The organism is Sphingobacteruim zhuxiongii (genome assembly GCF_009557615.1).
Taxonomy (GTDB): domain Bacteria; phylum Bacteroidota; class Bacteroidia; order Sphingobacteriales; family Sphingobacteriaceae; genus Sphingobacterium; species Sphingobacterium zhuxiongii.
In genome coordinates, this window is the sequence record NZ_CP045652.1 from 1,243,735 (window position 1) to 1,256,081 (window position 12,347).

13 protein-coding genes are annotated in these 12,347 nt (G+C 38.8%); 1 reads left to right on the top strand and 12 read right to left on the bottom strand.

The annotated features are described in order from the left end of the window. Positions 1-10 precede the first annotated feature (10 nt). Positions 11-1,843, bottom strand: a complete 1,833-nt coding sequence (locus tag GFH32_RS05390) for a flavohemoglobin expression-modulating QEGLA motif protein (protein WP_153510103.1) — start codon at positions 1,841-1,843, stop codon at positions 11-13. Then, positions 1,827-2,612 carry an N-formylglutamate amidohydrolase gene (locus GFH32_RS05395; protein ID WP_228384224.1) on the bottom strand — a complete coding sequence of 262 codons (786 nt, stop codon included), beginning with the start codon at positions 2,610-2,612 and terminating at the stop codon, positions 1,827-1,829. Before GFH32_RS05395 ends, GFH32_RS05390 begins: the two co-directional genes overlap by 17 nt. Before the next feature lie 148 nt (positions 2,613-2,760). Here GFH32_RS05395 and GFH32_RS05400 point away from each other — a divergent pair, with 148 nt between their 5' ends. Beyond that, the gene (locus tag GFH32_RS05400) at positions 2,761-3,207 is read left to right on the top strand and encodes a DoxX family protein (RefSeq protein WP_153510104.1); all 447 of its coding nucleotides are present in this window, start codon (positions 2,761-2,763) and stop codon (positions 3,205-3,207) included. 27 nt (positions 3,208-3,234) lie between these two features. On the opposite strand, the gene GFH32_RS05405 is transcribed toward GFH32_RS05400, so the two are convergent. The 10 genes from GFH32_RS05405 to GFH32_RS05450 all read right to left on the bottom strand — a co-directional run bounded on the left by GFH32_RS05405 (position 3,235) and on the right by GFH32_RS05450 (position 12,282). Next, a complete protein-coding gene (locus tag GFH32_RS05405) occupies positions 3,235-3,897 on the bottom strand; it encodes a response regulator transcription factor (RefSeq protein WP_160366791.1) in 663 nt (220 codons plus the stop codon). 222 nt (positions 3,898-4,119) lie between these two features. After that, a complete protein-coding gene (locus GFH32_RS05410; protein ID WP_153510106.1) occupies positions 4,120-6,372 on the bottom strand; it encodes a multicopper oxidase family protein in 2,253 nt (750 codons plus the stop codon). A 42-nt stretch (positions 6,373-6,414) separates the two neighbouring features. Then, entirely contained in the window at positions 6,415-7,302 is an 888-nt protein-coding gene (locus tag GFH32_RS05415; RefSeq protein ID WP_153510107.1) for a DUF3347 domain-containing protein, read from the bottom strand. 227 nt (positions 7,303-7,529) lie between these two features. Beyond that, positions 7,530-7,682: a hypothetical protein gene (locus GFH32_RS05420; protein WP_153510108.1), complete on the bottom strand. Its 153-nt coding sequence runs from the start codon at positions 7,680-7,682 to the stop codon at positions 7,530-7,532. A 127-nt stretch (positions 7,683-7,809) separates the two neighbouring features. Continuing rightward, a complete protein-coding gene (locus GFH32_RS05425; protein ID WP_153510109.1) occupies positions 7,810-8,418 on the bottom strand; it encodes a methyltransferase domain-containing protein in 609 nt (202 codons plus the stop codon). 87 nt (positions 8,419-8,505) lie between these two features. Beyond that, the gene (locus GFH32_RS05430; protein WP_153510110.1) at positions 8,506-9,720 is read right to left on the bottom strand and encodes a metalloprotease family protein; all 1,215 of its coding nucleotides are present in this window, start codon (positions 9,718-9,720) and stop codon (positions 8,506-8,508) included. After that, positions 9,710-10,174 (bottom strand): GNAT family N-acetyltransferase, encoded by a 465-nt coding sequence (locus GFH32_RS05435; protein WP_153510111.1) that lies wholly within the window; start codon positions 10,172-10,174, stop codon positions 9,710-9,712. The genes GFH32_RS05430 and GFH32_RS05435 overlap by 11 nt, the downstream gene beginning before the upstream one ends. Before the next feature lie 9 nt (positions 10,175-10,183). After that, entirely contained in the window at positions 10,184-11,287 is a 1,104-nt protein-coding gene (locus tag GFH32_RS05440; protein WP_153510112.1) for a DUF695 domain-containing protein, read from the bottom strand. Positions 11,288-11,406: 119 nt separating this feature from the next. Further along, positions 11,407-11,811, bottom strand: coding sequence for a DUF5606 family protein (locus tag GFH32_RS05445; RefSeq protein ID WP_153510113.1), 405 nt, complete (start codon positions 11,809-11,811; stop codon positions 11,407-11,409). Positions 11,812-11,823: 12 nt separating this feature from the next. Next, positions 11,824-12,282 (bottom strand): peptidylprolyl isomerase, encoded by a 459-nt coding sequence (locus GFH32_RS05450; protein WP_153510114.1) that lies wholly within the window; start codon positions 12,280-12,282, stop codon positions 11,824-11,826. Positions 12,283-12,347 lie beyond the last annotated feature (65 nt).

A 12,347-nucleotide genomic window follows, 5' to 3' on the forward strand; every position in this document is an offset into this window, starting at 1 on the left:
CGGGTTTATATTATTCAACTAGTTTAAATATGGATCCTTTTTGGATGACTTCTCGCCAGCGCGGTTTATATTCTTCGGACATATACCGAGGTATTAGTGCCGGCGGAATAAGTACACCACGCTGCAAAAGGTCTTTAATAATTGGTAGATAGTCTTTTCGTATTTTGCCCATCATTAACAATTCAACTTCATGACCTTCCTGCAAGTAGGTTAGAAGCTCGATGATGCCTTTAAGGTAAAGCGCGTCTTTGGTTAATCCTCCTCCTCGATAAACGCGCATCGTTAGATTAAATGCTGTTTCCGGAAGAAATTGATACTGATCGACCAAAAGATCGAACGTATCTGTAAAAGTATTCCCAAGAAGCATATGATGTACGGCAATGACTCTTGCAGCAATAATACGCAGTCGATCGTTATTGAGTCCATTGACAATATATTCAGACAATACGGCTAAACCTTCTTGTAATTCTTCATATCCCGGTACGCCTAGACTAAATAAATTCAGCGGTTGTTGTCGTCCGTTGAAGTAGGTCACCACGTGGGTTCCAATCTCATGCTGAATCAAGGCCATGGCTCTTCCTCTAGTCAACTTATACTCTTGGCTAATGTTCAATGCGCCGCGATTAACCATGACCCCTGAGATATCCTCGCGTACTCGGACAGGGCTATTAAATTCTGCGTTTTGTTTTTGAAGATAACGTATTTCTTCGCGGGCCATCTTCGCAAAGTCGTTCGCAGAGATAATATCGTCAGACTTCTTTGCAGTTTCTTCCGGCTCTGTCATCATTAATAGGGCCAATGCTGAATTATAAAGCTTCTCTGATACGTTTCCAAAGACTTGCAAACTGCCGTGCAAGAAATCTTCCTTCCCTCGGTCCGAAAGCATCGTTATCATGGAGTCCAGTTCGGCACGTTTATCTCTGAAAATATAGGCCATTGTAGGGTCGTAAATGTCTTCGATTCGCAGATTGTAAAGCCTGCGCTTAACAAGATCAGGATCTACATGCATAGGTCTGTACAGAAACTTTGGAGCCTTCCAGTATTTATCTTTTTTAAATTGAAGCCAAGCTTCATGCGAATTCAATGGCGTCACCATCAATAAGAAATCAAACTTCTTTGTTTCCTGCGCTAAAGCTTGATCAATTTCGACCATCATTGGAGTAAGCTCCTGATGTACGTTTATACGTTGTGCCGTAGCATTTAGATGAGTGTAAACTCGAAGGAATTCAAAAAATAATCGAGAGAGTGACTTTGCTAGCGATTCGCGGTATATTCGCATGAGAATTGGGAGGATATTCTCATTCTCGTCCATGTAGTTCCGTTTGATTGACAGACCGAGCAATAGAATTTGCTTGTTCTGTAGCTCTTTTTTAGAGAAAAGCTCATTTGTTTCCGGAGGATGCGGAATATGCTGATCCTTTTCTATTCCTACACTTATTTCAAGCGTCTCCATGCGAATGTTTTTCTCGAGATACTCAGCTAAGGGGAGGAGGTCTTTTTGCGCGACATGGATCTCTATATCGTCGCGCTGTCCATCCTCAGCGGTCCATACCTCGATTAGTAAACAGGCTCCAAAATCCGCTGCCAATTTCTGAGCGATTGGACGTATCCATTCTTCTAAGGGAAAGTCCGAGCTCTTATATACCATACTGGCGTTCTCGGTCTTTGCTAAATCAACTAACATTTTATCTCTTTTTCCTGATTCTGGAACCCGATAGATAAAAATGTAGGGTACAATCTTATTGAATATGAATTTTCCAACATTCGGAATCTGATAATGAATCGCCGATCGCTTATTGATCGCATCTAGGATGCTCTGTAATGGTTTATTCTTTTCGATCATTGTCAAAATAATTCGTTAGAACTTTTAGCGAATTCAATAGCAATTGCTTGTTTGCCGTAATTTTGCTCGGGTCGGGAGCTCCGGTCCATTCATCCATGAAGTCCTTGCGGAATTCGATTGAAACCACACAGCCCGATTCGCCGTATGTTGAATTCAGATACCGATTGAGGTATCCTCCTTTAAATTTAACGTTTTCTCGAATATCGATTGGCTCTCCGTCCATTGTTTCTTGTTGCCAGCAAGTCATAAATGTGGATACGAGCTCACGCCATTTAGGTTGCACATAGGCCGTGCCTAAATTTATCTGAGGGTTTGCTTGCTTATCGATTAATTCGTGAGGCCCTTCTCTCTTAGAATTGTAACTATGTATATCGAAGACAAAAAAATAGCCGTGTTGTTCTATCGTATGTTTAATCAGCGAATCAATTTCTTGATATACGCTAGCATACTCCTTTTGCAAGATGGCGATTCGAGCCTCAGGCAGCTTATTCCATACCTTTAGACCCCATGCTTGAGCCGGAGCAAGATATATTGCATTTTCTAAATCTCGATTAATGTCAAGTTGAAATCTTGATGTACCGACAATGAATTGATTGATGGGTAATTCGGCAAAGGCGGCAGTAAATGGATCCTCTTCGCGCAATCGTTCCGCATCAGAGAGCAACATATAGGGAAGAAGTTCATCTGCCAGCTGATGTCCGTCATGTAATGCAAAGGCCCAAAAAGGACTTTCAACTTGGTTGATGAAGTATTTTGTCATTTGATTCATACATGTAATTAAGAAAAGCGTGTATAGTGTAAACAGCTTTATAGACTAATAGTTTGTTCTCTTTTCTAACTAGTAAAAAAATGAAACAAAGTAATAGAACGTTTGTTTATACGTTAATTTAGTATAACCAGTTAAAAAGGAGGTTGTTATGAACCTAATCGAACGTATAGAGCATTGGGGTGATGCACATCATCCACGTTGGATTGACTTCGTCCGTATATCACTTGGACTTGTCATTTTCGCTAAAGGGGTCAGTTTTATCATGGATCGAGATTCTGTAGCTGCACTGATCGAACGTACGCATTTCCAGCTTTCCATTTGGTCTGCAGTGCATTATGTTGTTTTTGCACATATTGTCGGAGGAATCTTCATTATTTTAGGACTTCGAACAAGACTTGCCGTTGCACTGCAAATTCCAATTCTAATCGGTGCAGTATTCTTTGTGAACATCACGCGAGGATTTAGTTTCCTTAATTCGGAATTTTGGCTTTCGCTCGTTGTGTTGATCTTATTGATTTACTTTCTCGTTGTTGGATCTGGACCGATGTCTTTAGATAAGGAAATGGATAAGCCCGGTTATAAGCGTAGGATATAATAGGAGGTGAGCTTATTGAACTAGTTTTTAGATTAAATCAAAGGCTATTGCGAATTTTAAGAACGCCGCAAAGGTTTTGCTTTCTAATTTGTTGAGTATATTTTTTCTATGCGTATTTACCGTATGGACAGAGATATAAATGTGATCTGCAATTTCTTTGGAGGAGCAACCATTCGCAATAAAAGTGATAATCTCTTTCTCTCGCTTGGTCAGCGATGCATATTTGCGATAGTTTTGTTTGACAAAGTCATAATCATCTAGCACTTTGTTCACCTTATCGATCATATGTCCTTCCCCTTCAACTTGGGTTGAAATAATCATTAACTGATTTGAGGATTTGGAGCTTTCCGACGTCTGAACGAGTTTACAAACGGTAAAGAACCACTTGTACTCTGGGGAATCGCGCAATCTGACTTGCTGAAAAAAAGAATATTGATGATGAGCGTCGCCTTCTAAGACATAATTTTGTATTCCAGCGACTGAACTTTCGACCTCTTCTTTGATGAAATATTTTTCATAATATGCAAAGCCAAGTTCGTTGATTTCTTCTGCGCAGGTACCCAGTAGATTGCAACCAAAAGGACTCATATAGGATACTCCGACAGGAATATTCCCTTGCAATTCATGCATCATAATTGCAGCAGGAATTTGTTCGCCTAATTCCTCAATATTAATTTTTGAATTTGACACAGCCCTTCCTAAAGAGTCAATATGTCCTGCTATCGGGTAGCTGAGCATAGTAGGGTAAATAATGTTAATAATGGTTGAATAGAAGTAAATCTTTCGTAAATCTAATCTGCATTGAGGGATATGTCAATAGCTATTTTCAAAATACCTAAAATGAGGTATTAATTAGAAATTAAACAAAAGAGCCGTATTGGGCGTACGGCTCTTTGAAAGATTTGGATTATTTTAATAGTTAAGCGATAATCCAACACCAAATCCCATGTCGGAATCATAGTGAGTTCGGATACCCATATGCCGCGTTAAGATATATTTTAAATCACCCATATACTCTTTATCGGAGTTAACCATAAAACCAGCTCTAATTCTTTTAGAAATAGGAATATCTTCACGCATCAACTGTAATCGTAGATTTCCATCATGATAAACTTCTGCTTGAAATCGTATTAACATAGGTAGCGTATAGGCAAATCCAATTGACATTAAAGCGCGGTCATTTTTACTGTTTTTCTGTCCAAAGAGATTAGTTTCTGGACCATGTGTTTCCATATTTCTATACCGCCAATCAAATCCTATAAAAGGCATAAACCATTGCATGCGATCGGTAAATCGGCCTATATGGGTTTCAACTTCATAACCATGCATAGCCTGATAGCCTAAGCGCCACTCGCTTGATAGCTGCCATCTCGTATTCTGTAGCATGAGTTCTCCATCATTACCATTGGATGCAAAGTCATTCTGTATCATAAAATGGGGCATATTACTTTCCTGTTGAAGCATTCGGTAAGCTTTATCTTTATGGAGTAGTTTTGGATTCTCCGGCTGATCCTCAGTGCTAAACACGCGGTTCATTCCCGCCATCATGTGATAGAGTATATGACAATGAAAAAACCAATCTCCATCAACATTCGATTCGAACTCAATCGTGTCGGTTTCCATCGGCATAATATCCAATACATTCTTTAAAGGAGCGTGATCACCTTGTCCATTGAGTACACGAAAATCATGTCCGTGTAAGTGCATAGGATGTCGCATCATTGAATTGTTGTAAAGAACAATACGTAGCGCTTCCCCTTTTTTGATTTTTATCTTATCAACTTCAGAAAGAACCTTGTTATCCATGCTCCATACATATCGATTCATGTTACCCGTTAATTCGAATTTTAGTTCCCGAACCGTAGTTCCTTCTGGGAATTTTGTCGAAGTAGGAGAACGGAGCATACCATAATTTAGCGTGACAATTTTAGGACTGATGTTATCAGATTGGTTATGTGTATCGCTGTGCATCTCTCCGTGTTTTGCAGAGGTCCTGTGATCTTTATGCCCGCTTGCCGATTCTACAGTTTCTGGATACATGACGGTATTCATATCCATCTTTTGCAAAGACATCTTCATACCCATATCATCTAGGTCGCCGTTCATCTTCATCATTGCATTCATCATCTTCATCCCCTCGAAATATTTTAATTTAGGGAGAGGAGCGACAAGCTGTTTGATGCCATCGCCTAAGTAAATTGATGTGTTTTTTGTGCGATCTTCCGGGGTTGCCATAAACTCATATGCGAATCCATTCTCTGGTATTTCAACAACAACATCGTAAGTTTCTGAAACAGCAATCAACAGGCGGTCTACTTTTACGGGTTCTACATCGTTTCCGTCGTTAGCAACAACAGTTATCTTTCCACCAGCATAGGTCAACCAAAAATAGGAAGATGCGCCTGCATTGATTACGCGTAGACGAACTTTGTCGCCAGCTTTAAAATCCTTAAAGGATTGCTCGCTCTGACCGTTGATAAGGAATCGGTCGTAGTACACATCACTGACGTCCATCGCTAACATACGTTTCCATTCATTGGCGACTTTTGTTTTGAAATGACCCGCTTTTATGGCCTCAGCATAACTCTGTGTTGCATTCTTTTTAATGGCAAACCAATCATTCGCGTTGTGCAACATTCTATGCACATTGTCAGGATTTAGATCTGTCCATTCACTCAGAACAATAGGGATGGTCGGTAAGTCGTCAATACCCTTCCTGTTTGTTTTATCTTCGTCTTTTTTCTTCAAGACTAAGGCTCCATACATTCCAATTTGCTCTTGCATTCCAGTATGGCTGTGGTACCAATGCGTTCCGTTTTGAATTATAGGAAAGCGATAGATATAGGTACTTCGAGGCTTAATCGGCATCTGCGTTAGAAAGGGAACACCATCTTCAGGATTGGGGAGGTAGATTCCATGCCAATGTAGGGAAGTAGGTTCGTCCATTTCGTTGTGAACATGTATCTCCGCCGTATCTCCTTCGGTAAATGTAAGGGTTGGCATCGGAATCATACCATTGACCGCGATAGCGCGTTTTGTTTTATTTCCATAGTTGACTAGCGTGTCCTTAACATACAAGTCGTACTTAACAACCATTTGTCCAAATAATGAAAGGCTGAAAAGCAGTAGCACGCTAAGTATCGAAGAGGTTCTTAGCTTTTTCATAATTTTCCTTAAGGAATAAATAGAATGTCTGTGAGTTTAGTTTTAGATTTTTTCTTTTACTTCACCACAGGTCATCATTTTTGAACCGTAATAAGGATTTTTAATCTCTTCTTCTAAACTCAACCAATGAGCACCTTTGCCAGCGTTTGCCATCGGACAAAATTGTAAATATAAGGGGATTGTAGTTTTCGAAACCTTTGCTAGCGAATAGATCTGGTTCGATAGGTTCATGAAGCTATTTCTTTGCTTGGTCAGATCTGTCGCCTTTTCAATTGCAGTAGTTTCATTTTCTAAACTTCTTATAACCTTCATCCATAGCTCATGAACCGAAGTGTTAAGCGTTGACATATCGATCGAAGTGATGCTCTTTTTCAAGGTCTGTGCGGCACTTTGAGCTGATTTACTGTCAGATGCAAGCAATGCGTTTTTAAGGTTGATATAGCTCTTAAAAACAGGGTCTAATTGATTGTTTGATTCAGATGATTGTGTTTGTTGATTTTGAACGGTATTATTTTGATTGTTGCTCGCATCTTGATGATGCTGGTGCCCGGTCTGATCGTGTACAATAGGATCGTCTGTTGCTATCGTATGAGCACGGTCATAGCGACAACATTCATGCAATTTCGCATATACATCGTCGGGAGCTCGGAAAGACTGGTTATCATATCCGGCTTGGGCAATCTTCTTCAAAATTGCTTCTTCCGATGTTTTGTTAGCGTCAAACGTCAAAACGGCCATATGGGTATCTTCATCCCATTCTGCTTTGGCTATCTTGGGTTCATAAGCTGCGGTTTCTATTGTCTTTTTACACATCCCACAATTACCATTGATTTCAACGGTACTCGTTACTGCATTCTTAATTTGCGCTTGGGAAGAAATCGTGAACAACACGATAAAGGTAGAGGCGATTAATGCCTTTAAATTTTTCATTTCAAATATTTTTAAATAATCAAACTATCAAGCGTTTACGGGCTTGATTTCCAAATAATAAATCGAACGAGGAATTGATTATCCGATTTTAGGCGGAATAAAAATACTTGAGAATCCATTCGATACAGTGAATTGCTGAAATTCTGTATTTAAGGATTTGATTGTATAGGAGGGAACGTCAAACTCGAATGAAAAGTTGTTGATTTGCAGGTGCGACAGCATAGGAATTATGCAGCAACAAGGACTATTTCCCTGACAACCACTGGAACCATCCGTAGATTTTTCGATAGGTTTACTGTCTTTGTCACAGCAATGATGCCTCTTTTCGTTTTTATCTTCGTTTGTTGTATGTTCACATTTTTCAGTTTCTTGTTGTTCATGATGCATAGCACAAGCTACACTCTGCTTGGGAAGCAGGAATGACAACAAAAGAAAACCTATGAGAACAATGTATTTCATCTGAACAATAAACGTTTTTTAAGGCAAAATGTTATGATGACGTATGCTTTAATGTTTCTGCAAGTTAATAAATAATTCAGATCCAGCGCGCGGTTTAATGCTATTATAGCTCTCCTCCATCTTGTGGATATCAAAATATGCGGAAAAAGCAGGATGATATTCAGCGATATGTCCGCCGAAAGGAGGTCCTTCTTTCTCAAAGTCGGTGTTAAAAAGCAAACCAACTAATCGTCCTTGTGGTACTAGTAGGCTAGCCATCTTCTGGATGTACTGTGGTCGTAAACTTGGATCGATCGCACAGAAGAATGTTTGCTCTATAATTAGATCAAATTGAGCCTCGAGTTCGAAAAAATCACCTTCTATAATAGAGACCTCCGGATGATCTTTAAACTTGTTTCGCGCATTTAAAACGGCAATGGGAGCAATATCTATCAACGTAACGTTTGTAAACCCTTTTTCCAGGAGATAAGATGCTTCATAAGCATTTCCGCAACCTGGAATGAGAATCTTAATATTTTTATCAGTAATGCTATCGATGTATTTGGAAATAGCGGGAGCGGCATAGCCTATATCCCAACCAGTCTGCTTATTCTCCCAGCGCGTATTCCAAAAGGATTGGGTAGATTCAGGATTCAATAGTGTCTTATTTCGTTCCATGTTATGCGATCTTGATACCAAATTATTAATATTTTATGGTAATCGATTTGACCTTATGTCATAAATTGAACATAATAAAATAGACGTTTAATTTTTCTTGAAAAGCATTACTGTGTGTTCGTCTCCATCTGTATACGGGACAATCGAAGTGTTCACTAGCTTAAAATCCCTTTGTTTGAGCATTTCTATCAAGCTTTTTTGACGATGGTAATAAAACTTTACTGAACCTAATGGATTGGTTTTGACCTCAGGTTTGGAAGGTTCGCCTTCTACAAAGGACACATAAAACAAACCGTATTTTGAAAGCTTATCAGCGACATCGTCAAAGAATTGCTGAGTTTCCATTTCGTTCAGATAGGGGATACAAAAGCCTGCAATGACCGCATCGAATTTGCCATCTATCAATCCAATAGCGCGGGCATCTAATAGATGAAAATCTCCCTCAGGTACATTTTTACGAGCAAGCTCCAACATATTTTCAGCAATATCGACGCCTAGCAATTTGATATTCGGGTTATGCTGATGTATAAACCGAGAAATATTTCCCGGACCGCATCCGATGTCTAAGATGCGATTATGACTAAGTACGAGATGATCCAATAGGTTTTTGTAGGTCTCATCGTAAATCGTCAGATCCATGAACTTATTTTCATAGAGCTCCGCTATATTATTCCATGTATTAAAGGTTTCACTTTTATCTTCAGGTTCTTCCTTTTCTCGGAGGATATAACAGCCTGCTTCACTCGGATGATCTAGTACAAGGCTTTCAGGATCTTCTTTACGAATCAGGTCAATAATCATCGCATCGCCAATTGCAACGAGCTTAAAAATTATTGCGAGCGCAAGGAGGGTTGGATTACCAATTGCTATAGCGATAATAGCAGGTATCACGCCTAAGATAATGCCGGGCATTGCACCGCCGATGATATAATGTTTTAGTTTCAGGGGTTCTTTACAATGGCAGTAGGGGGTCAACATTTTTGCTAATATTCCATATTTCATCGATTTGTGTCCTCCCTTAGCATATATACTCCAAGTAAGTCCATGTATCAATTCATGAACAATAACTCCAACAAATAGAATTAAGAGGAAACCAAAGCCTTTTAAAATTGATGCACCCGATGCAATCGACTTCGCGGTCTCTTTCATCGAATCCAGGGTAAATTGATCGGACCAAATTAGAAAATAGGGAATCAAGTATATGATGGCAATTGGAATAATTGCCAAGCAGCCAAGCGTATTGGCTTTTACTAAATCAATTGTCAGTTGTTTCTTATGGTAGTTTGATAGGTCAATGTCCATTATTTACTTTTTTATCCTTATATGTCATGTAAATCATATCGATGCCAGGAGCCCAATAGTCTTTGTGTGTTTCAATGGCAACAAAACCGTTTTTCTCATAGAATTTAAATGCGAATTGAGAGGTTCGCACAATGATTCTTTCGACGGTTTTATTGGATTTGATTATTTCTAAACGATGAGATAATAGCTGCTTTCCAATTCCTAATCCCTGAAGTGAGGCGTCGACAAAGTCCCAACTGATATATGCATCATTGCCTTTATAGTTGATTCCTCCAGCTCCAACGAGATGAGTATCTTGTTCGATTACAAAATATTCCTCACGTTCATTATTTAGGTATTCGATTAAGTCATTGCGTTCTTCTTCTGCAAAATAGCTCGGTACGTTCGTATTAAACAAACGCAAGACCAATTCATAGTCATCGACTTGATAGGGTCTAATATTCAATTCTTTCATTCAACTGTGCTATTCCTTGAATTTATCGAAACTATGCCAATACTTGTCTTTGTATATATCGAATTCTACTTTAAAGTTATTCGCATATTTCTTGACGATTTCCGTCATCACTCGTGAGGGTGTTCGGAAGTCTCGGCAGACCATGTTTATTTCACGGAGCCCATTGCCTGTTTCTCGGAGTATGTTGAGGTATCCCTCTGTCTCGGGAAGCCTGTTGCTAACATCATCCTCTAATCTATCCATCAACTCGTATGTTGCATCATCGGGTAACCCATTCTCTGGTATTCCATCATAATGAATCATGATAAGTAAAACCCAAGGGTGCGAAGCTTTATAATCCCAATCCAACAAAGTCTTATTTACGATGGCGAAAATCGGCAGACCATCTTCAAGTTCGCCTTCAAAAGAGGAGTACACATCGTCCTGACTATTATGTGTTATCTTATCGTATTTCTCAACAAATTCTTTCTCGCGCCATGTAAGGTAAGCATTTAATTTTTCTAAGGGAATAAGATCGGGATGTTCTTGATCTGGACCCACTACTGATACGTTGTCGATACTCGTTATGGACTTCAACTCGCCGAGTGCATTGTCTAAAAATATGCAAACACCATTATAAATTTCCTCATGAAGATTAGCGTCATAAAGCTCATAAACAAGAACCAAATCGATTTGATCGGGAAAGGCCGGATGTTCAATAGGATAGAATTTTAGATTATCACTGCTGTAATTCCTATTATTCATTTTAATACCAAAATCCTTGATGTCGCTCGCTTCTTTTAACGCAATAAAGCGCCAAGAGTCTAAAGAAGGGGCTTCTTTTACAAGATCTTCGATAAATGCAATATTTCTTACAATTGCATCAGGCGTGAGTGTTAGTTCAGCAACTTTTGTTTCCTTATGAATTCCTACAAGAAAATAAATACGCTCATGTAGTTTCGATAGCTGCTCCGCTAGAGGGACAAAGAATTGACCTTCTATGTTCTTTCCGTCTTGAACTGCTTTGTAGAATTCTTTTTCATGATCATTGAACCATTTCCAGAAATCTACAATAGATTGAATTTCGCTTACTCGCTCAGAATTACCTTTAAAAAGCTTATTAAATATGCTCATCGCATGAAGTTTATCGCTGTGAGCTATCAATTTAGTAAGAAATGCTGAAATAATGAACTAGGACGGGGGATAATAAAAAAAAGCACCTCATTCGAAGTGCTTTTCTTATTTTAATATTCTTATGCTAAAGGAGCGGGTGCTTCTTCTTCAAATAATGGTAATTCTTTGATGATATTGTACCAAGAAATTATTTTTTTAATATCAGAAGAATATACTCTTTGTTCGTCATGACCTGGAGCAACTTCTCTGAAGAAATTTCTCAAAGTATCTCCATCAGCTTTTACTTCCGGTGTATTGCCTTCATTTCCTTTGATTGCTTCGAATACATCAATCAAACGAATTTCATCGTCTTCACCGTATATTGTGATATCTTCCAAAGTTGCCATCTTAGTCGTTGACAGATTGACAACAGATTTAATCTTCGCCTTGTCTAAGCTTTCTAAAATGAAACCACCTTTGTTTTGTCCAATTAACTTGAATAAACCTGGCTTACCAGTTACTGAAACTAATCCTCTTAAATTCATTTTTCTTAATTCTTAATCTTCAATAATTTCTACTGCAAGAATACGATCACCTTGACGGATATCATCAACTACATCTACATTCTCAATTACTTTACCGAAACAAGTGTGATTTCTGTCTAAGTGAGCAGTATTATTGCGACTATGGCATACAAAAAATTGTGATCCACCAGTATTACGACCAGCATGAGCCATTGACAATACGCCACGATCGTGGTGTTGGTTGCCACCTTCTAGTTCACAATCGATTTTATATCCTGGACCACCAGTACCTGGCATACCTGTTGCACCTTCACGTGTATTTGGACATCCGCCTTGAATAACGAAGTCTGGAATTACACGGTGAAAAGTTAAACCATCATAATATCCTGATTTAGCCAATTTAATAAAGTTCGCTACTGTATTTGGTGCATCTTCTGTGTAAAATTGCACAGTCATATCACCTTTTTCTGTTTTGATAATTGCTTTACTCATAAGTTCAATTCATTCGAAAAATATTTACAAAGATAAGGTTTTAGCCTAGAATAGGAAGTTATGTC

What these genes read in the sequence shown, in the direction of transcription:
- GFH32_RS05390 (WP_153510103.1), bottom strand. Translation starts at nt 1,843, where the DNA reads ATGATCGAAAAGAATAAACCATTACAGAGCATCCTAGATGCGATCAAT.
- GFH32_RS05395 (WP_228384224.1), bottom strand. Translation starts at nt 2,612, where the DNA reads ATGAATCAAATGACAAAATACTTCATCAACCAAGTTGAAAGTCCTTTT.
- GFH32_RS05400 (WP_153510104.1), top strand. Translation starts at nt 2,761, where the DNA reads ATGAACCTAATCGAACGTATAGAGCATTGGGGTGATGCACATCATCCA.
- GFH32_RS05410 (WP_153510106.1), bottom strand. Translation starts at nt 6,372, where the DNA reads ATGAAAAAGCTAAGAACCTCTTCGATACTTAGCGTGCTACTGCTTTTC.
- GFH32_RS05415 (WP_153510107.1), bottom strand. Translation starts at nt 7,302, where the DNA reads ATGAAAAATTTAAAGGCATTAATCGCCTCTACCTTTATCGTGTTGTTC.
- GFH32_RS05420 (WP_153510108.1), bottom strand. Translation starts at nt 7,682, where the DNA reads ATGAACAACAAGAAACTGAAAAATGTGAACATACAACAAACGAAGATA.
- GFH32_RS05425 (WP_153510109.1), bottom strand. Translation starts at nt 8,418, where the DNA reads ATGGAACGAAATAAGACACTATTGAATCCTGAATCTACCCAATCCTTT.
- GFH32_RS05430 (WP_153510110.1), bottom strand. Translation starts at nt 9,720, where the DNA reads ATGGACATTGACCTATCAAACTACCATAAGAAACAACTGACAATTGAT.
- GFH32_RS05435 (WP_153510111.1), bottom strand. Translation starts at nt 10,174, where the DNA reads ATGAAAGAATTGAATATTAGACCCTATCAAGTCGATGACTATGAATTG.
- GFH32_RS05440 (WP_153510112.1), bottom strand. Translation starts at nt 11,287, where the DNA reads ATGAGCATATTTAATAAGCTTTTTAAAGGTAATTCTGAGCGAGTAAGC.
- GFH32_RS05445 (WP_153510113.1), bottom strand. Translation starts at nt 11,811, where the DNA reads ATGAATTTAAGAGGATTAGTTTCAGTAACTGGTAAGCCAGGTTTATTC.
- GFH32_RS05450 (WP_153510114.1), bottom strand. Translation starts at nt 12,282, where the DNA reads ATGAGTAAAGCAATTATCAAAACAGAAAAAGGTGATATGACTGTGCAA.